Source organism: Anaeromassilibacillus sp. An172, from assembly GCF_002160515.1.
In the GTDB taxonomy this organism is placed as follows: domain Bacteria; phylum Bacillota; class Clostridia; order Oscillospirales; family Acutalibacteraceae; genus Limousia; species Limousia pullorum.
Map to the genome: position 1 here is coordinate 89,413 of NZ_NFKS01000003.1, position 20,401 is coordinate 109,813.

At 38.9% G+C, this 20,401-nt stretch carries 19 protein-coding genes and 1 pseudogene; 12 read left to right on the top strand and 8 right to left on the bottom strand.

Going from position 1 to position 20,401, the window contains the following annotated elements:
• Positions 1-2: 2 nt before the first annotated feature.
• From B5F08_RS02560 to B5F08_RS02570, 3 genes and pseudogenes are all read left to right on the top strand, one after another.
• On the top strand, positions 3-764 hold the full coding sequence (locus B5F08_RS02560) for a glycoside hydrolase family 25 protein (RefSeq protein WP_087376259.1): 762 nt from the start codon (positions 3-5) through the stop codon (positions 762-764).
• 54 nt (positions 765-818) lie between these two features.
• Positions 819-1,298, top strand: coding sequence for a phage holin family protein (locus B5F08_RS02565; RefSeq protein ID WP_087376260.1), 480 nt, complete (start codon positions 819-821; stop codon positions 1,296-1,298).
• A 49-nt stretch (positions 1,299-1,347) separates the two neighbouring features.
• A pseudogene (locus B5F08_RS02570) lies at positions 1,348-1,455 on the top strand (manganese catalase family protein); the annotation flags it as partial.
• Between the two features lie 22 nt (positions 1,456-1,477).
• Here B5F08_RS02570 and B5F08_RS02575 read toward each other — a convergent pair.
• Positions 1,478-2,815 carry an esterase/lipase family protein gene (locus tag B5F08_RS02575; RefSeq protein WP_087376261.1) on the bottom strand — a complete coding sequence of 446 codons (1,338 nt, stop codon included), beginning with the start codon at positions 2,813-2,815 and terminating at the stop codon, positions 1,478-1,480.
• 439 nt (positions 2,816-3,254) lie between these two features.
• The gene (locus tag B5F08_RS02580; RefSeq protein ID WP_158096189.1) at positions 3,255-4,778 is read right to left on the bottom strand and encodes a recombinase family protein; all 1,524 of its coding nucleotides are present in this window, start codon (positions 4,776-4,778) and stop codon (positions 3,255-3,257) included.
• Positions 4,779-4,933: 155 nt separating this feature from the next.
• On the opposite strand from B5F08_RS02580, the gene pnuC reads away from it, so the two are divergent.
• Positions 4,934-5,692 (top strand): nicotinamide riboside transporter PnuC, encoded by a 759-nt coding sequence (pnuC, locus tag B5F08_RS02585; RefSeq protein ID WP_242968211.1) that lies wholly within the window; start codon positions 4,934-4,936, stop codon positions 5,690-5,692.
• Positions 5,693-5,743: 51 nt separating this feature from the next.
• Here the strand turns inward: pnuC and B5F08_RS02590 are convergent, their stop codons facing one another.
• Positions 5,744-5,926: a hypothetical protein gene (locus tag B5F08_RS02590; RefSeq protein ID WP_087376264.1), complete on the bottom strand. Its 183-nt coding sequence runs from the start codon at positions 5,924-5,926 to the stop codon at positions 5,744-5,746.
• 144 nt (positions 5,927-6,070) lie between these two features.
• Here B5F08_RS02590 and B5F08_RS02595 point away from each other — a divergent pair, with 144 nt between their 5' ends.
• Positions 6,071-6,580, top strand: coding sequence for a PTS sugar transporter subunit IIA (locus tag B5F08_RS02595; protein ID WP_087376265.1), 510 nt, complete (start codon positions 6,071-6,073; stop codon positions 6,578-6,580).
• 137 nt (positions 6,581-6,717) lie between these two features.
• Positions 6,718-8,073, top strand: a complete 1,356-nt coding sequence (locus B5F08_RS02600; RefSeq protein ID WP_242968215.1) for an MATE family efflux transporter — start codon at positions 6,718-6,720, stop codon at positions 8,071-8,073.
• Here B5F08_RS02600 and B5F08_RS02605 read toward each other — a convergent pair.
• Positions 8,063-9,622 (bottom strand): recombinase family protein, encoded by a 1,560-nt coding sequence (locus B5F08_RS02605; protein ID WP_087376266.1) that lies wholly within the window; start codon positions 9,620-9,622, stop codon positions 8,063-8,065. The two genes, B5F08_RS02600 and B5F08_RS02605, sit on opposite strands and share 11 nt — an antisense overlap.
• A 133-nt stretch (positions 9,623-9,755) precedes the next feature.
• On the opposite strand from B5F08_RS02605, the gene B5F08_RS02610 reads away from it, so the two are divergent.
• Positions 9,756-10,487, top strand: a complete 732-nt coding sequence (locus tag B5F08_RS02610) for a hypothetical protein (protein WP_087376267.1) — start codon at positions 9,756-9,758, stop codon at positions 10,485-10,487.
• An 82-nt stretch (positions 10,488-10,569) separates the two neighbouring features.
• On the opposite strand, the gene B5F08_RS02615 is transcribed toward B5F08_RS02610, so the two are convergent.
• The 4 genes from B5F08_RS02615 to B5F08_RS02630 all read right to left on the bottom strand — a co-directional run bounded on the left by B5F08_RS02615 (position 10,570) and on the right by B5F08_RS02630 (position 13,800).
• Positions 10,570-10,740, bottom strand: a complete 171-nt coding sequence (locus tag B5F08_RS02615) for a FeoB-associated Cys-rich membrane protein (protein ID WP_087376268.1) — start codon at positions 10,738-10,740, stop codon at positions 10,570-10,572.
• Between the two features lie 26 nt (positions 10,741-10,766).
• On the bottom strand, positions 10,767-13,241 hold the full coding sequence (gene feoB / locus B5F08_RS02620) for a ferrous iron transport protein B (RefSeq protein ID WP_087376269.1): 2,475 nt from the start codon (positions 13,239-13,241) through the stop codon (positions 10,767-10,769).
• 106 nt (positions 13,242-13,347) lie between these two features.
• Positions 13,348-13,569, bottom strand: a complete 222-nt coding sequence (locus B5F08_RS02625) for a FeoA family protein (protein WP_087376270.1) — start codon at positions 13,567-13,569, stop codon at positions 13,348-13,350.
• Positions 13,570-13,581: 12 nt separating this feature from the next.
• Positions 13,582-13,800, bottom strand: coding sequence for a FeoA family protein (locus B5F08_RS02630; RefSeq protein WP_087376271.1), 219 nt, complete (start codon positions 13,798-13,800; stop codon positions 13,582-13,584).
• A 210-nt stretch (positions 13,801-14,010) separates the two neighbouring features.
• Between B5F08_RS02630 and B5F08_RS02635 the strand changes: the two genes are divergently transcribed.
• The 5 genes from B5F08_RS02635 (at position 14,011) to B5F08_RS02660 (ending at position 20,400) form a co-directional block, all read left to right on the top strand.
• Positions 14,011-14,376, top strand: coding sequence for a metal-dependent transcriptional regulator (locus B5F08_RS02635; protein WP_087376272.1), 366 nt, complete (start codon positions 14,011-14,013; stop codon positions 14,374-14,376).
• 408 nt (positions 14,377-14,784) lie between these two features.
• Complete coding sequence (locus tag B5F08_RS02645) at positions 14,785-16,683, top strand: PTS beta-glucoside transporter subunit IIBCA (protein ID WP_087376274.1); 1,899 nt, start codon at positions 14,785-14,787, stop codon at positions 16,681-16,683.
• A 94-nt stretch (positions 16,684-16,777) separates the two neighbouring features.
• The gene (locus B5F08_RS02650) at positions 16,778-18,268 is read left to right on the top strand and encodes a glycoside hydrolase family 32 protein (RefSeq protein WP_087376275.1); all 1,491 of its coding nucleotides are present in this window, start codon (positions 16,778-16,780) and stop codon (positions 18,266-18,268) included.
• A gap of 172 nt (positions 18,269-18,440) precedes the next feature.
• The gene (locus B5F08_RS02655; RefSeq protein WP_087376276.1) at positions 18,441-19,454 is read left to right on the top strand and encodes a LacI family DNA-binding transcriptional regulator; all 1,014 of its coding nucleotides are present in this window, start codon (positions 18,441-18,443) and stop codon (positions 19,452-19,454) included.
• Positions 19,429-20,400 (top strand): carbohydrate kinase family protein, encoded by a 972-nt coding sequence (locus B5F08_RS02660; protein WP_087376277.1) that lies wholly within the window; start codon positions 19,429-19,431, stop codon positions 20,398-20,400. The genes B5F08_RS02655 and B5F08_RS02660 overlap by 26 nt, the downstream gene beginning before the upstream one ends.
• The last annotated feature ends 1 nt before the right edge of the window (position 20,401 follow it).

Below are 20,401 nucleotides of genomic sequence, written 5' to 3' on the forward strand. Positions count from 1 at the left end.
ATATGAGCGTTAACAGAAAAGGTATTGATGTCAGCACATGGCAGGGGGATATTGACTGGAAGAAAGTTAAGGCTGACGGAATAGAATTTGCCATGCTTCGTTCAAGTTTTGGTAAAGAAAATATTGAAAAACAGACAGACAATAAGTTTCATAAGAATTACAAAAATGCCAAAGCGGCAGGAGTTCCGGTTGGTGCATATCATTATTCTTATGCTACAACTGTGGAGGACGCAAAAAAAGAAGCTGATTTTTTCCTTAGTATAATTAAGGGATACCAGTTTGAATATCCTGTTGCATTTGACATTGAGGACGCCAGTCAGATGAATCTGGGTAAAACACGCATAACAGATATAATCATGGCATTCTGTGAGAGGGTACAGGCAGCCGGATACTATGTTTCCGTGTATACAAATCTTGATTGGATTAACAACAGGATAGACATGAACAGGGTAAAGGTATTCGACATCTGGCTTGCCCAGTGGAACGACAAGCCAACCTATACGGGTAATTTCGGAATGTGGCAGTACACTTCAAAAGGAGTTGTCAGCGGTATAGCAGGCAATGTTGATATGGATATTGCCTATCTTGACTATCCTGAGATAATCAAAGGTGCCGGCTTAAACGGCTATACAAAAACATCACAGAACTGCAATTATGAAGTTGTGGCGATGGATAAAATCTGCAAGGAAAAAGCCCAAACCCTTGTAGAGGAGCTTAAAAACGATGGCTATTGCTGTGCTTTTTTAAGAGAAATGAAAGAGTAATGAAATTTAAAAAGGATGTAGGAAAAGAGCGTTAAGGCAAAAGGAAGGTGAAAAATGAACGAGATAAAAACATTGTATGTGATTATCTGCGGCGGCGTAGGAGCTATGTTTTCTGCGATAGCTTCATATTTCGGCGGATGGGACAGCTCGCTTGCAACGCTGGTAATTTTCATGGCGGTTGATTATATTACGGGACTGCTTGTGGCGGCGGTATTCCATAAATCACCGAAAACCGCCACAGGCACATTGGAGAGCCGTGCAGGCTGGAAAGGTCTTTGCAGAAAAGGAGTGACTTTTCTAATTGTGCTTGTGGCGTGCCGCCTTGACATAGTGGCAGGTACAACATTTTTAAGAGATACTGTAATAGTGGCGTTTCTGGTAAACGAATCGCTGAGCATAATAGAAAATGCCGGACTTATGGGAATACCAATACCGGAAGTGATTATAAATGCTGTAGATACTTTGAAGAATAAATCTGAAAGTCATTACAGTGACGAGGACGATATTCTGTACGAAGAGGATATGGAAGAGTAAGAAAAAGGGGACAGATTTTTCTGTCCCCTTAAATTATAATAACCTGTGAATATTAGGCGGTCCTGACGGTGAGTTAGGAGCTTCTCTGAGATATTTAAGCCAGAGATTTACAATGCCTTATCCGGAGCTTAAAGCCACTCTCACCGATATAGGTACATCGGCGACGAAATGATACAAAATCAAAGTCCCCTGTTTTTTAAATCCGAAACAAGATTTACATAAAACTCACGGACATCAAATTCCGGGATATTTTCTCGGTTTAAATCCACCATATCTCCGTGAGAAATGCCTCTTTTGCCTTTTACAGTTAAAAATGTATACATTTCGCCCCATTGAAAGGATTTTTCCGAAACAAGTCCGTCGTTGGGGCCGTCAAAATATTTTACAAGGTCGTAGGTAAAGTTTAGAGGAAATTTTCCTGAGGTTCGCTTATTAAGCTTTGAACCAACGCTTTGGCAGAAAATACCCTTAAATTTATCCTTTTCCTTTTCCATAATTCTGTTAAGCTTCTCGCAGTTTTTTTCCGTAAGGTCAGTAACGGCTTCCATAAAGTCGGGGGAAGTGTCGCCAAGCTTTTTAAGAGATGTGTTGTATGTATCGGCTATTTTATTCTGAACATTTTCAGGTATCTTTTTTAAAAGATAGTCTGCAAAACCACATCCACGATGGGGAGTATTTATAGTTGTGAGAGAAGCCACATATTTTTCAGCACCGCAGAAGCTTACTGCGTATCTGCAATCAAGACCGCCTTTTGAATGGGCGATGATGTTTACTTTTCCACATCCGGTTTGATTGACAATGCTTTTTATTCTGTTTGTAAGTTCCTGGGCGCTGTCAGACACAGAGGAAGCGGAATGATGGTTTCCGTAAAATATAACAGCTCCGTTGCGTTCAAGCTCTTTGGGAATTCTTCCCCAGTAGTTAAGTTTTTTTGAATCTCTGAAAAAGACTCCATGAACCAATAAAATTGGATACTTTGTTTTACAGATTTTATATTCTGCTCTCAATGTGTTTGTCTTTTCCTTGTTTTCTTCAAACTTTATTTCATCAGAGGTAATGCGAATGATTTTAATAAGCTCAATTACATTTACAACAGGAATAAAAGCCAGAAATACTCCCATAAATCTGTGATGTATTCCCAGCTGTGTTGATGAAATATATACGGAGACCATTCCGTTCCAGAAAATAACACAGTGGGCAAAAATGCATACAAGGACGCTGATAAGCAGCGGAAACCAGGAAAGTCCGAGAAAAAAGAAGGCAATAACATGAATTGTAAATGATATAATGGAAGAAAACAAAAAAGTTTTAAGCCTTTGTACACCGTGGGCGCACACTTTCATTCTCGACGACCTGTACTTACCGGGAACATAACAGTTTAATATGTTTGCACTTATAAAAGCCACAACGCTTAGCGGGATTAAAAAATACATATTGTGCTTAGCAATAAGCAGTACGGAGTTTGCTGAAAAAATAAGAAGAAGGCAATTTACAATGTTTATTATAACGGAGTTCATAGAAACCAGCCTTTTTAAGATTTATTATTACCTAAATTATAACATATAGAGTATAGCTGTGCAATTCGGTTTAAGTAAGTCTGCTATGACATGTTTATACAGATTGTTTATATTTATACACTTTTGTCAACATGTAAAAATTTCATTTATCAAAGGATTTGTTGTGGTTATAGAACACAATATGAGTTTTAAAGCTACAAAGTGTGTACAATAATAGGAAGAATATTGTAAAAAATCTCAGTTTATTGTCTGGAAAAAATATTTTCTATATGATATAATACATATTGTAGAATATCTGGCAGATGAAATAATATACACTTTTTATTTATCTGAATTTCTTTAATATTTAAAAAGCTTACAACTTTTGCCAATTCGGGCAACAACAATATCTCAATTATCAGCGAAAGGAACATTCGTCAGGGTGTTCCTTTCGCTATTTTTATGTGGTATATTGTTTGGATTTTTTGAAATATATCTCAAATTCAAATACTTGTGGAAGATGGCAAAATTTGAGTTTAACTATGCCGTTTTCATAGGCGTGCACCTTTTCAATACAATTATATATAATACTTTTTGTAATATTATTATAGTTTATTATTTTATCTATATATTTTTTTATGGTTGTATTTTTAAGTTTCTTTACAGATTGAGTTTTTTGAAGATTTTCAATCTCATTGTTATGATGAATAATCAGACTGTCATACTTTGATTTTAAAGCCATAAACTCATCTTCCGAAATTTTACGGGTTGCATAGGCGTCAATTATGTTAAGTTTCTTTATCTTTAATTCTTCAATTTCCGATTTTTTTTGTTTTAAAGAAGTTGTGGATGTTCCTGTTAATTGAATTTCTGCCATGTTCATGAGAGAGTGTATGTGCTCTGTTAGTTTTTCGTTTTGTATATTTAACAGAGAATAGCTGTAGGCTGTCATATACATAAGGCTGTCGTTTCTTATTTGATATCTCACATGACATTGATTGTTCAAACATTTCCAGACTGTGTAATATCCGTCCTTTCCTTTCTTTTTTCTTGCTGAAAAGGGACAGCCGCAGTTTGTACAGATGATTTTTCCTGAAAAATAAAACTTGTTGCTTCTTCCGGAGTCTTGTTTTTTAACATGGCTTCGGCTACATAATTCCTGCTGTGCCGCCTCCCATAAATCACGTGATATAATAGGGGCGTGGTGGTCTTTAATAAAGACGGTTTTTTCATTGCATTTGTTGGTTTTCTTTTTGTGGGTGAGATAGTCCGGTGTAAATGTCTTTTTTTGCCTTAAATCTCCGCAGTATTTTTCGTTTTTCAGAACTTTTATAATTACCGACGGAGTCCATTTTTCTTTGCCTGTATAGGTTTTAATGCCCTCGTTTTGAAGTTCCTTTGCGATTTCTGAAGCAGACATATGCAGGAAAACATATTTATTGAATATGTTTTTTACAATTTCTGCGCCATCCGTATTTACGGCTATTTTTCCCTTTTTTACATCGTAACCGAGCATTGAGGTTCCGAATACCACGCCTTTTTCCATTCTTCTTGTCTGTCCCCATTTTACACGGTCTGAGGTTTTTCGGCTTTCCTCCTGGGCAAGACTGGCCATAATTGACAGCCTAAGCTCGGCGTCAGGCTGAGATGTGTCTATTCCGTCATTCATAAACCTTATTGAAACTCCGAGATTTCTAAGCTTTCTGGAATAGGAAACGGCGTCAAGAATATTTCTTGAAAAACGGCTTACTTCCTTGGTGATTATGACCTGAAATAAACCCTTTTCCGCATCCTCCATCATCTGAATAAATCTGGTTCTGTTTTTTACGGCAGTTCCTGAAATTCCCTTGTCTGCGTAAATCTGAAACAGGGTCAAATCGGGACAGTTTTCAATGTAATTAAGAAAATAACTCATCTGACTTTCAAGAGAGTTTATCTGATCGTCTTTTTCCGTGGAAACACGGCAGTAAACAGCTGCAAGCATTATCATTTCTCCTAATTTTTTTTGGCAATAATAGTTATTTCTACACAAGTATATGAAACTGCATGGCACAGGATAATATATACATCATTTTGTGGACAAGAAAGAGCTTGTACGGTATAATTTACGGTGGAAAATATGTAAAAAGGAGATGTATAGTGAGGCAGTTTTTTAAAACAGAATTGAATAATTGGAAAATTCCAGAAATTATATGGCTTTGTTCATCGGTTTTTATTATTATATCTCTTTCTATTTATTGGAATGACAGCATAATAGGAATAATTGCGGCGGTTTCAGGGGTAGTTTATGTTATTTTGACGGGTAAAGGCAGACCATCGGGATACATTTTCGGTGTGGTTAATGTTTTACTGTATGCCTATATTTCCCTGGGCGCAAGATATTACGGGGAAGTTATGCTGAATATAATCTATTATCTTCCGATGAATTTTGTAGGCTGGTTTGTATGGCGTAAAAATATGGATGATGCCACAGGAGAGGTTAAGAAAAAAAGACTTTCTCAAAGATCCGCTCTGCTGATTTTCGGCGGCACACTGGTTGCTATTTTCCTTTACGGTGAAGTGCTTAAATACCTTGGAGGAAATATGGCTTATATGGACAGTATGAGCACAGTAATATCCGTTGTAGCTCAAATTTTGTGCGTAAAAAGATATATTGAGCAGTGGATATTGTGGATTGTGGTTGATATTGTCACGGTTGTGATGTGGATATTTGCATTTTTCAATGGGGGAGAAAGCGTAGCTACTCTGATTATGTGGAGTCTTTACACAGTCAATGGATTTATAATCTATTTCAGATGGAATAAAGATTTAAACAGACAGAGCGCAGACCTTGAATTTGCAGCGGTTCCCATTTCTGAAGGGAAGTTATCCTATTATGACAGCGGTAATATAAAGTAAAAAATATGCAGACGAGCGTTTTGCCGTCTGCATTTGTTATATTCCTTTGTTTTACCAATCCTGTTTGCTGTAAAGGAGATTTAACGACATGGAAAATATCTCTGCGTCGATTACATTATTTTCTTTCAGTTCTCTTAAAATATTTTGAATTAAAAGCCGTTCAAATTTTGAATAATTTTCCTCAGTGCATTTTTCACTGTTATAAATTGTTTTAAAAACAGGTTTTCTGACCATTAGCCTCACCTGATAAAAAGATATGCGGTAATTGCGGAAATTTGCATGTCCTATAAAAGATACATTGTAAACCCGATGTAGGTACAGAAGAATAAGACCCAAAAGGGTGTAGGTGATTTTTGAGCTGTAAAAAGGAGAAAAAATATGAACGAAAAGAGTAATCAGCTGCTGTCTCCTCTTAGCGGAACAGTGGTTCCCCTTGAACAGGTATCAGACCCGGTATTTTCAACAAATATACTGGGAAGAGGTTTTGCCATAAAACCTGAAAGCGGAAAGCTTTGCAGTCCGGCTGAATGTATTGTTGAGTCAATATCCGATACAAAACATGCCTATGTGTTAAAGACAAAACAAGGACTTGAAATGCTTATCCATGTGGGACTTGAAACGGTTTATTTAAAAGGAAAGCCTTTTAATTGTGCAGTCAAGTCCGGTGATAAAGTAAAAGCCGGTGACTTGATTTGTGAGATAGACTTGGACATGATAAAGGAAGCCGGAGCGGACACAATAGTTCCGATAACTTTCCCTAAAATACCGGGAGATAGTAAAATAGAGATAAACTACGGAAAAGTAAAAACCGGCGATGAGGTTATGTACATAGAGGAAAAGAAAAAGCTTCCGGATTTTAAAATTTTGAAAAAGCTTGGAATAAAATAAGCGATTAAACACCTTCTTTTTGAGGGTGTTTTCTTTTACTATGAATTTTAAAAAACGGTTGGAAAACAATAACAAAAGTATATTGAAAACAGTGTACCTATTTGATATTATAGTGTGGATGTAAAGGAGTGTTTGTTTTGTTCACAAGTGAGTTGACAACCAAAAGCGTTAACAAAGTGTATCTTAAATACCTGATACCCACACTTTTGGGAATGTTATCAAATTCAATTTACTGTATCGTAGACATCTATTTTGTATCGGCAGGTTCAGGAAGCCAGGGCTTGGCGGCAATGAATATATGTATGCCGGTGTTTACGATTTTGTCCTGTGTGGGTCTGCTTTTCGGAGTAGGCGGAGCTACAATAATGTCCATAAGTCAGGGAAGCGGTGATATGAATACCCGAAACAAGGCTTTTTCCGTTTCAGTATTTATGATGCTTATAGTGGGACTGATGTTCTCGGTGTTTGGAGTGCTGTTCAGAAGGGAATTTGCCTATCTTTTGGGTTCTGATGACCAGCTTCTTCCATTGGTTTTGGAGTACCTGACGCCTGTTATGTGCAGTGCATTGCCCTTTGTGCTTATGTACTCGCTGAGTGTGCTTTTAAGGGCGGATAACAACCCAAAGCTTGCAATGTCTGCCCTTATGGTGGGAAATATTTCAAATATAATATTGGACTATGTTTTTGTTTCTGTGTTCCATATGGGGATTTTTGGAGCTTCAGTGGCAACATCTATTGCGCCGGTGCTTTCACTTATCGCCGCATCATTCCATTTTATCCTTAGAAAAAATACCGTGCATTTTAAGCTTAGATCCTTTGACCCAAAGGTTATAGGCAGAATTTTGTCTGTGGGAATAGGAAGCGGCATAATGGAATTAAGTGCCGGAGCTATAATATTCATGTTTAACAGTGCAATTTTAAACTTGGGCGGAGAGGTTTACCTTGCCGCCTATGCGGTTATCACAAATATCGCCTATGTGTTTAAAGGCCTTTTAAATGGTTTTGCCCAGGCGGCACAGCCTTTAATTTCCACCAATTTCGGCTCGGGAATCATAAAGAGATGTTCAAAATCCTTGCGTGTGTGTCTGATTTACTCTTCGGTTTTTTGTATAGTTTGTTACGGAATAATTACGGTGGTTCCGGGATTTATAGTTTCCTTTTTCTCAAACGGTGATACAAATATGGAAGCTATAGCCTCAAAGGGAATGATAATGTATTTTTCATCACTGCTTTTCACAGGAATAAACACAATGCTTATGTACTTTTTCCAGTCTATAGAACAGGGAAGAAAATCCTTGCTTTTGGCTGTGTGCAAAGGATTTTTGTTTGTAACGCTTGGACTTTGGATTTTAACATCATTTATGGGTGTTGAGGGAGTTTGGTATGCGGTTTTATTTGGTGAGGTTCTGACATTTATTATCGCTTTGCCAATGGTTTTGCGCAGTGTCAAAAAGCTTAAAACAGTGACAGAAATGAAAGCGGCTACCGTTTAGGTAACTTAGGATAAACAGTAATTTCAAAAGCGTCGGGTGAGCAATGCCACCTTGCGCTTTTTTCTTTTTTGTATTCGACCTTGAAAAGCAGTTCTTTTAAAATGTCATTTTTTATTTTTGGGTCTGTTGTTTTTTGGTAAATCTCTGTGATTTTTATAGGCTCAAAAACCAATTCTGTATCATCTTTTTGCGGTGAGTTTTGATTTTCAAAGTCAGACAAGAGCTTTTTTATCTCGGATATTTCTGTTGTGAGTTTGTTTTTTCTCATATCAAAAACTTCCTTTGAATATATTCCCTGTTCAAAAAGGCTGTAAACCTTTTCCAGCTGGTTCTGTAACTTTTTTAGATTGTTTTCAAGATTTAAAACTGACAGGCAACGCAGACTTTCCTCCTGAACAGGTGTATTTTTGGGGGATTTATTTAATCGGACTTCGTATCCTTTTGCCCAAAAATCAACTGCGTTTAATATCTTTTCCTCTGCAAGGCTTAAAAGACAGGATACGTTTCCGCAGTTTTTGGGACAGACAAGATAATCGCCTGTGCATGCAGGTTTTCTAACCATTTTAGCTCCGCATTTTTCGCAGATAACTAATCCGGCTAATGGATTTTTTATTGTCTTGCTTCGGTTTACAGGAGGCCTGTGACAGGCTGAAATTTTTTCTTGAGTCTTTATAAATACGTCTTTGTCAATAATTTTTTCATGAAGCCCCGAAGTCAACATGTATTTTTCAGGTGAGTTTCTCGGGCGCTCAGTTCTCATTTTTCCCATAACTACAGATTTTAAGGCAGGACGATAATTCCAGCGTATTTGACCGCAGTAAACCGGATTGGTGAGAATTCCGTAAACAGAAGATGGCGACCACTTTTTACCGGAGGGAGATGGAATATTGTTTGAATTAAGATACCGGGAAATTTTTGAAATTCCCAAAGGCTCATATTTTTCAAGGATTTCAGTTCCATTTAAAAATAAATTAAAGATAAGCTTAACAACAGCGGCTTTATCCTCATCGATTTCAAGTGTAAAGCCTTTTTCACCTTTCAATTTAATTTTCCTGTAACCGTAGGGAGCGATGCTTCCGGTATACTTTCCCTCTCTGACTGATGATAACCGCCCACGCTGCAATCGCCTGTTTATAACCTTGTATTCACGACGGCTCATAAACAGCCCGAACTCAAAATATTCCTCGTCGAATTCGTCGCATGGGTCGTATATCTTTATAGGAGTTATAATTTTTGTTTTGCTGTACTTGAAAGTCCTTGCCACAACCCCTTGGTCAACCGTATCGCCTCTTGCAAGTCTTTCAACCTCAATTACAAAAACACCATCCCAGAGTTTTTTCTCAACCTGAAAAAGCAGTTCCTGCATAACTGGACGGGCTTCAATGCTGTCTCCTGAAACAATCTCCCGAAATATCTTTTCAATCTTTAAATCAAGCTTTCTGCTTAGTTCAAAAAGTATATCCTCATGCCTTTGTAAAGTATCAAACCGATTGGAAATATCAGCCTGCTCATCCGCTCTGGACTTCCTGAGATACATACAATAGCTCATAAAATCACCTCAATACAATCGTTATTATATATTGTAAAATAATGTTGAAATTTCTGATTAGCTGCGATATAATAATGGTAAAAAAATATTATATTTTTGGTGTATATTTAATTAAGAAAGGATTGATTATAACATGAGTAACGAAAAGAACACTAAAAGTGATGAGGAAATACGTAATGAAGTGGCTAAGTCAATGATATTTTCAAAAGAAGAAAATTTAGATGAAATGTGCGATAGCTTTGACAGTATAATGAAAGAGTGGAAGGAAGACGAATTGCGTATCCCTGAAGAAGCCATAAAGGACCTTTGCACTGATAAATACAAAAGTCAAACTGATATAAATGGTGTTATTGCAAAAATAAGCATCATAAATCAGATATATTCTACACGAGTAAAAAATATTGATACATATTGGCTGGCTAAACATATTACAAACAATGGAGAAAAGTTAGAAAAATATATATTCTCAGATAATGAAAAACAGAGAATAGAAGCGGTACAGATTATAGCAAATTCAAAATACTCAAGTGAAGACTTAAGTGATGAGAGAATAAGTCAAATGAACGACCATTATTCGTTTGCAACTAAATATTGCAGTTTTCATAATCCGGATAAGTTCCCGATTTATGATGGCTATATGTGTGCCATAGTAAAAAGCAACTGGAATAATTTATGCAAAAAAATATTTAAGAAAAAAGGAGATATTGAAAATATTGAATTTTATGAAAATTTCTGTGAAGCAATGGGAAGATTAAAGGAAATTTTTTCTAAAGAATTAGGTGAAAACATATCTGCTAAGGAGTTCGACCAGTTTTTATGGTTGTATTTAAAAAATAAAATTAAATTATTAAAAGAACAAGAATAAATAGACTTTCATACCCATAACTAGCAAAAGAGCGCTTCCTTTTTATCGGAAACGCTCTTTTTCGGCTTGTATTTTTACATAATTACTTATGGCATGAGCTGCTGTTGGGACAGTGGCCGCATCCGCAGCCACAGGAGCAGGAAGATTTGCCTTTTTTCTTGTTTCTAATCAAGGAAAATATCACAAGTCCCACGATAACTGCAACTATAAGTCCCACAATTATTGTACCCAAATTTGCAATTATAAAACTCATATACGGCCTCCTGTTTTTATTTTTTATTAAACTCTTACTTTCTTTGTAAGTCTGTTATTGTCTGTATTGTTTGGTCTGAAAAGGAGATAGAGGAACAAAACAACCAGAAGTATTGCAACTGCTGTTGCTACTGTAAATCCGCCGCCTGTGATAAGTGTTCCAAGCTGGAATATGCACATTGAAACAACATAGGCGAATACACACTGATAACCTATTGCAAACCAAGTCCATTTTGCGTTGTTCATCTCTCTTTTAATTGCGCCGATTGCGGCAAAGCATGGAGCGCAGAGCAGGTTGAACACAAGGAATGAGTAAGCGGAAAGACCTGTAAAAGATGCTCTCATGTTTGCCCAAATCTGCCAGCCGTTTTCCGCAACCTCGTCAAATCCCCCGTAGAGAACACCGAATGTGCCAACCACGTTTTCTTTTGCGATAAGTCCGGTAAAGGCGGCAACTGTTGCCTGCCAGTTTCCCCAGCCAAGAGGGGCAAAGATAGGGGAAATAAAGCTTCCGATAATTCCCAAAATACTGTTTTGCATATCCTCAACTTTGGTAAATCCGCCGCCCTCAAAACCGTAAGCGGAAGCAAACCAAACGAAGATTGTGGCGAGAAGAATAACTGTACCGGCTTTTTTGATGAATGACCAGCCTCTTTCCCACATGCTTCTGAGAACATTTCCAACAGTCGGCAGATGATATGCGGGAAGCTCCATAACGAAAGGAGCAGGGTCGCCGGAGAACATTCTGGTCTTTTTAAGGATAATACCTGAGCAGATTATGGCGGCAATACCAACAAAATATGCGCTTGGAGCTACCCACCAGGCTCTGCCGAAAAGTGCACCGGAAATAAGGGCGATTATCGGAAGCTTTGCGGAGCAGGGGATAAAGGTGGTTGTCATTATGGTCATCTTTCTGTCCCTGTCGTTTTCTATGGTTCTGGAAGCCATAATGCCGGGAACTCCGCAGCCTGTTCCTATAAGCATAGGAATAAAGGATTTACCGGAAAGTCCGAATTTTCTGAAAATTCTGTCCATGATAAATGCAATACGTGCCATGTATCCGCAGCCCTCAAGGAAAGCTAAGAACAGGAAGAGAACGAGCATCTGTGGAACAAATCCCAAAACTGCTCCAAGACCTGCAACTATACCGTCCAAAATAAGCTCCTGAAGCCAGTCTGCGCAGTTGATAGCTGTAAGACCCTGTTCAACAAATACAGGAATACCTGGAACCCAAACGCCGTAATCTGCCGGGTCTGGCTCTGAAACCTGATATGCTTCTTTAAAAAGAGCAAGATTAACCGGAACGGTTTCTGAAACCTCTCCTGTGTCGTCGTCATAGAAAACAGCTTCGCCAGTTACATTGGCGGCGGAAGCTTCAAAGGCGGCAAGCTCTTCTGCTGAGATTTCTTCACCGTTTTCTCTTGCTTCGCTTATGGCTGTTGTGTCGATACCGGCGTTCTCTGCGGCTTCAAGAAAAGCGGAAACCTCTGTGTCGGCTGTGGAATATTCCTCGCTTGCGGTTTCGTATTTGCCGGCTCCTATGCCCAGCAAATGCCAGCCGTCTCCGAATACGCCGTCGTTTGCCCAGTCGGTAAATATGGTTCCAACGGTGGTAACGGAAATGTAGTACACAATAAACATAACCACCGCAAATATTGGGAGAGCCGCCCAGCGGTTTGTTACAACTCGGTCGATTTTATCGGAGGTGCTGAGCTTATTTTTGTTGTGCTTTGTGTAACAGCCTTTGATAATTGAATCTATGTAGCTGTATCTTTCGTTGGTTATTATGCTTTCTGTGTCGTCGTCAAACTCAGTTTCAGCCTGATTGATTATTTCTTCAACATCAGGAAGATTTTTCATTGTTTCCTTTATTTTTTCGTCACGCTCAAAAAGCTTAACAGCGTAAAATCTTTTTTGGAACTGAGGAATTTCAGAAGTTAATTTATCTTCTATACTGTCAAGATATTCCTCGCATTTTTTTGAAAAGCGGTGAACAGGCTCGGTTTTTCTGCCGTTGACTGCGGCGTCGTAGGCGGCTTGAGCAGCTTCCTGAATACCTGTACCTTTCAAAGCGGAAATTTCCACCACTTTACAACCCATTTTCTTTGAAAGAACATCTATTTTAATGACGTCCTTGTTTTTTCTCACAACGTCCATCATGTTGATAGCCATTACAACAGGGATTCCCAGCTCCATAAGCTGAGTTGAAAGATAAAGGTTTCTTTCAAGGTTAGTACCGTCAACTATGTTGAGTATTGCGTCGGGCTTTTCCTGTAAAAGATAGTTTCGTGCCACAACCTCTTCCAAAGTGTAAGGGGAAAGGGAATAGATACCGGGAAGGTCGGTGATTATTACATCCTTATATCCCTTGAGTTTTCCCTCTTTTTTCTCAACGGTAACTCCGGGCCAGTTACCGACAAATTGATTTGCGCCGGTGAGACCGTTAAACAGTGTGGTTTTACCGCTGTTTGGGTTGCCGGCAAGTGCAATTTTAAACGACATACCAATTCCTCCATTAAAATAAGTTAGAATAAGCTAACTTTGTGCTCAAATAAAGATGTGTTTTAATAGATTTACTCTGCACTAAAAATATTAAAACACATCCGGATTATCCCACTTCAATCATTTCTGCGTCAGCTTTTCTCAGCGAAAGCTCGTAGCCTCGCACCTTAACTTCAACAGGATCTCCCAATGGGGCGGTCTTTCTTACAAAGATTTCCACGCCTTTGGTAATTCCCATATCCATTATTCTGCGTTTTACTGCGCCGTTGCCGTTGAGCTTTGAAACTTTTACGGTTTCGCCGCACTTAACATCCTTCAAAGTACGCATAATAACCTCCTATTAGTTACCCACCATGATTTTATTTGCCATTTCACGGCTTATAGCAACTCTTGATTCTTTTATATTTACAATCACGTTTCCGTGATTTACAGCCACAACGGTGACATCAGCGCCGACGACAAAACCGAGACTCTCCAAAAAACGTCTGATTTTTTCGTTTCCGCCAACCTTTTTGATTAAATTAACTTCACCGGCATTAGCCATAGTTAAAGGCATCATAGCCACCCCTTCTTTTATGTTAATCGGTTAGATGTTTCTAACTACATTGTATGTTAGCACAAACTAACTTATTTGTCAATAATTCTCTGTATTTTTTTGCTAATTAAATAACTTTTCTATCCTAAAAAGGAATATTATGGACGTTTTGACTTGAAAATTACCATTGGTATATGATATACTGTACAAAAGCCATAATGGGAGGTGTATTCCTTGAAAATTCAGGAATCAGCGGAAAATTATCTGGAGACTATACTTATAATAAGACAGAGAAAGGGCTATGTGCGTTCAATAGATATAGTAAACGAGCTTGATTTTACAAAACCAAGCGTAAGTGTTGCAATGAAAAATCTCAGAGAAAACGGTTACATAAGCATGGACGAAAAGGGATATATAACACTTCTTGAAAAAGGAGAAGAGATTGCTCAGACAATGCTGGAGCGTCATGTGATGCTTACAAAGTGGCTTATACAGCTTGGAGTTGACGAACAGACAGCTGCTCATGACGCATGCAGAATTGAACATGTAATCAGCAAGGAAAGCTTTGAAGCTATTAAAAAGCATGTTTCTGCCACTTGATTTTAATTTTTAAAATAAAATTTTCACTGCCGCCGAATTTCGGCGGCTTTTTCTTTTGTGTGAAAATTTTAGAAAAAATGAAAAATATAGTAAATTTGCTTTGTTGTTTATATCTAAATGGGATGTGGCTCATTTGTGCAGGATATTGAATTTTGTGTTTTTTCATGGTAAAAACGCACAACAGGACAAGCTGTTAAATAGTCATTTATACAAAGTTAAATTTTTTGATGAAAAAGTATAGAAAAACGATTTCATATATGGTATTATACATATGGAAACGATTTCATAACTAATTTCAGAAATAGAAATCAAAAAGACGAGTGGGAATAAGAACTGATTTTTAAATTATTCTGTATTTTAATCCGAAAGCGGATTTTAATAAAATATTTAAAAAAGTGAGGAGAAGTTATGGATTATCGAAAAGTGGCTCAAGAAATCTATGACAAAGTTGGGCAAAAAGAAAACATTGTGTCTGCTGCCCACTGTGCTACAAGACTTCGCTTGGTTCTTGTGGATAACGGAAAATGCGACGCAAAAGCTGTGGAAAACATTGACGGCGTTAAGGGCGTGTTCAGTGCATCCGGTCAGCTGCAGATTATTATCGGTACAGGAGAGGTAAACAAAGTTTACGACGAGTTTATCAAGATTGCCGGAATAACTGCCGCCAGCAAGGACGACGTGAAAGCGACTGCTGCTGCAAAGCAAAATGTTTTTAAACGTGCCATAAAAACATTGGGTGATATTTTTGTGCCTATCATCCCTGCTATCGTAGCAAGCGGTTTCCTTATGGGAATCATGGAAGCCTTGAACTTTATGGTAAACAACGGCTATTTGAACATGGATACATCCGGTTCAATATACGTATTTGCCAATCTGTTTGCAAACACTGCCTATACATTCCTGCCGATTTTGATAGCCTTCAGCGCAGCAAAGGCTTTCGGAGGAAACCCGTACTTGGGCGCAGTTATAGGTATGATTATGATTCACCCGAATCTCCAGAACGCATGGACAGTTGCTACCGAAGGCGTTCAGCAGACCCAAAGCGTTTGGTTTGGCCTATATTCAATAGATATGGTTGGATATCAGGGTCATGTTATTCCTGTTATTATAGCCGTATGGGTAATGTGCTTTATTGAAAAAAGACTTCACAAGATTGTACCTCCAATGTTCGACCTCTTTGTTACACCGCTTGTAAGCGTATTTGTAACAGGATATCTTACATTGTCAATTATCGGACCTGTTTTCGTAACAGTTGAAAACGCTATTATCGGCGGAATTCAGACATTGCTTACATTGCCTTTCGGTATCGGAAGCTTTATTATGGGCGGTCTTTATTCAGCAACAGTTGTTGCAGGTATTCACCATATGTACACTGTTATTGATGTTGGACAGCTTGCAATGTACGGATTTACATATTGGCTGCCGTTGGCATCCGCTGCAAACATTGCACAGGGTGCAGCTGCTTTGGCAGTAGGCTTAAAGACAAAGAACAAGAAGACAAAGGCTGTTGCAATTCCTTCTGCAATGTCCTGCTTTATGGGTATCACAGAACCTGCAATCTTCGGTGTAAACCTTAGATTCTTCAAGCCTTTCCTTTGCGGAGCTGTAGGCGGCGCCTGCGGTGCTCTGTACGCTTCAATCGTAGGCCTTGGCGCCAGCGGTACAGGTGTTACAGGTATCTTTGGACTTTTGCTCTGCCTCCACAACCCAATCAACTATATCATCATGTTCATAATTTCAGCAGGCGTTGCATTTGTTCTCACATGGCTTTTCGGCTTCAAGGATAAAAAAGAGGACGAAACAGCAACCGCTCCTGAAAACAATAACACAGATAAAAAAGAAATTCCTGCACTTCAGTGCAAAAGCGGTGTTATCTATGCACCTGTAAACGGAAAAGTTTTCTCATACGAGCAGATTCCAGACCAGACCTTTGCAGCAGGTATTCTCGGTAAAGGCGTTGGAATTGAACCTGAGGTTGGAGAAGTAGTAGCTCCCTTTGACGGAGAAATTTCATCAGTTACAGATACAAAACACGCAGTTGCAATTACATCACCGGACGGCATGGAGGTTTTAATCCATGTAGGTGTTGACACAGTTGCAATGAAGGGCGACGGCTTTAACTGCCTTGTAAAAGAGGGACAGAAAGTAAAAGCCGGAGAAAAGCTCATCACATTTGACAGAGAAAAAATCAAGAAGGCAGGACATCCGGACTGCGTTGTGGTTCTCCTGACAAACTGTGACGATTACAGTGATTTCAAGTTTAACACAGGCAGCTGCAAACTGCTTGACCAGGTTATAACAGTATAAAAAGTACTTTGCCAATGTACAATGGCGGCAAAAGCATCTGCACGTTTGTTTTTGCCGCCGGAGTACCGCCAACAATAAAGGGAGTGATTTTGAAATGACATCAGAAATCCTGCAACAGGCACGAGATTATGAAAATAAAAATGCGGACAGTATAACAAAAGAAGAGCGTCCCTCATTTCATGTGACGCCGCCAATAGGATGGATGAACGACCCAAACGGTTTTTCCGTTTACAAGGGAGAATATCACTTGTTTTTTCAGTATCATCCCTACAGTATAAAATGGGGCCCTATGCATTGGGGACACTACAAGACAAAAGATTTTATCCGCTGGGAAAGACTTCCCGTGGCGATTGCCCCTGACAGTGATTTTGACATTGACGGATGTTTTTCCGGCAGTGCAGTTGAACTTTCAGACGGCCGTCAGATGCTAATGTACACAGGCGTTTATCCTGAAATGCTTGAGAACGGAACAAAGAAAACGGTTCAAGCTCAGTGCGTGGCATTTGGTGACGGAATAAATTACGAAAAATCAAAACTAAACCCCATTTTGACAGAAAAGGATTTGCCGGAATGGGGAAGCAAATGGGATTTCAGAGACCCGAAAATCTGGAAAAAAGATAAAGATTTGTATGCGGTAATAGGTACACGTACAACAGACGGAAGCGGAGCGATACTTCTCTACAAAGCCGCTGAGGACGCTCCGGAGAAATGGACTCTTGTAAGCACGGTTGACAGGTCAAACAATGAATACGGAAAGATGTGGGAATGTCCGGATTTGTTCATGCTTGACGGCAAATGGGTTTTAATCACATCACCTCAAAACATGGTTGCCAAGGGTCTTGAATATCACAACGGCCATGACGTTATATGTATCACAGGAAATTTTGACTATGAAACAGGAAAATTCACAAGAGAAAACGTGATGCCCGTTGAAGGCGGAATTGATTTTTATGCACCACAGACTTTGCTCACACCGGACGGCAGACGCATAATGATTGCATGGATGCAGGCTTGGGACTCATCAAAATTTGTACCCAAGGGTCAAAAATGGTTCGGTATGTTCACAATACCCAGAGAGCTGACCATTAAAAACGGTTGTTTAATTCAAAACCCCGTAAGAGAAATTGAAAATTACAGATGCAATAAAGTATCGTATAAAAATATAGATATCAAAGAAGAGGTAAAACTCCCCGGAGTGGCAGGAAGAATTATTGACCTTACCGCAACGGTATACTTTGATAAAAAAGAAGCCAGCGGAAAGTTTGTAATAAAATTTGCGCAGAACGAAGATTTTTACAGCAGTATAACATATGACCCGGCAGATAATCTGCTGACTTTGGACAGAACCTATTCAGGTTTTCCACACTACATTGTCCACAGCCGCACAATAGAGGTTAAAAGGAATGAATACAATTCTTTAAAGCTCAGAATACTGCTGGACCGCAATTCGGTAGAATTGTTTGTAAACGACGGAGAGAAAGCTATGTCGGCAGCTTTGTATACTCCTCTTGACGCAGACTCAATAACATTCGAGTCAAAAGGAAATGTAAAGCTCGACATTGAAAAGTATGATTTAAAGTTTTAATTAGATTTTAATTATTCACTTATCTTTGTTAAAAAGAGCATTATAATCCGGTTGCATAAAGCTGAATATTGATGTATATTATTGATATAATTTTTGCTTTTTGCAATAACAGGGCTTGATAGCGTTTAAACAAAAGCCCACTATATAATGTACAGAAGTGAGTTGATAATATATGCAGATAAAGGATATTGCACGTCTTGCCGGAGTGTCACCGTCTACGGTGTCAAGAGTGCTGAATAATTCAGGTTATGTAAGCGAGGAAATACGTCTAAAGGTTCAAAGCGTAATAGACGAAACCGGTTACAGACCCAATCAGATTGCAAAATCCCTTAAGGACAGAAGCACCAAAACTATAGGAATAATTATTCCTCAGATAGCTTCTGAAACAATGGCGAAACTTGTCGAAGCCGCTTACAGATGCTGTAATGATAGAGGATATAAAATCCTTATGGAAAACACCCAGCTTGACTGGGGCAGAGAAATTGAAAGCCTGAAAAGTCTTTATCATCAGCAGGTTGAAGGAATACTTCTGATGTCGGTGGGACTTTCTCAGGAGCATAAACAGGTTATAGATAGTTTAAAAATACCGGTGATTGTAACCGGTCAGAAAATGGACGGGCTTTGCTGTTACACTCATGACAACAGAAACGCAGTTAAAGCTTTAGTCACAAAAATGATTGAAAGAGGCAAAAAAAGAATTGCCATTTTGAATGTGGATATAGAAGAGGATGACTCTATCAGAGTTCAGAGAGAGCTTGGATATCGTGACGCCCTTTCTGAAAATGGTATAGAGTTTGACCCGAAGCTTGCGGCTTACGGAAAATTCTCAGTGGCTTCCGGAATGGAAATGATGGGAAAAATCTGGAATGAAAACGAGGTAAAGCCCGACGGAGTTTTCGCAGTGACAGACAAAATAGCTATCGGCGCAATGAGATTTCTCATGAAACAGAAAGTAGATATACCCGTAGAATGTGCCGTGGCAGGAGTGGGCAACAATAAGCTTTCAGAATTTATTGAGCCCGCCTTGTCCACAATAGAGTATCATTATACAGAGCTTGGCACAGCGGCAACCAATTTGCTGATTGACGCTATAGAAGGAAATGAAAAGGCGGAGGGAATCCACCTTATGAAATATGACATAATTGAGAGGAGCAGCACTAATGAACAATATTCTTGTAATGGGTGAACTTTTAATTGACTTTATTCCGTGTGAAAAGGGCAGAGCCCTTAAAGATGTAGATAATTTCCAGCGTGCCGCAGGCGGTGCACCCGGCAATGTTGCGGCGGCTATTTCAAAGCTGGGCGGTCATTCCATTATGATTTCAAAGCTGGGATATGACGCTTTCGGCGACCACATTGTTGAAAACCTCAACAGCGCAGGTGTTGACACAAAATACGTTTTCAGAACAAACGAGGCAAAAACAGCTTTGGCATTTGTATCCCTTGATAAAGAGGGCAACAGAGATTTCAGCTTTTACAGAAATCCAAGTGCAGACCTGTTTTTAAGCCCTGATGATATAACAGAGGATATGTTTGATAATTGCAGTGTGTTCCATTTCGGTTCTGTAGATCTTGTGGATTATCCCGTTAAGAAGGCTCACAAGAGAGCAATAGAAATTGCGAAGGAAAAAGGTATCACAGTAAGCTTTGACCCTAACATCAGACTTCCACTTTGGGATAGCCCGGAAGCTTGTCAGGCGGCTGTAAGAGAGTTTCTGCCTTATGCTGATATAGTAAAAATTTCAGATAACGAGCTTGAGTTTATCACAGGCAAGGATGACCCGGCAGAGGCTGCAAAACTGCTTTTTGAAAACGGCTGTAAGTTCTTTATGTATACAAAGGGTAAGGACGGAGCGGAAGCTTTCACAAAGAATGTTCACGTTTCAATGCCTTGCTTCCCTGTAGAAGTTGTTGACACAACAGGTGCAGGAGATTCATTCATGGGTTCAATGCTTTACAGCATAACAGAAAAGGGAATGAGCCTTGAAGAGCTTGAAAATATCGACGAAAATACATTGAAAGAATTTGTAAAATTTTCATCACTCTATGCTGCAAGCACAACAACAAGAAAAGGCGGCGCCTGCTCAATGGCTACAATGAGTGAAATCAAAGAATTTGCAAAAAGGTTTTGAT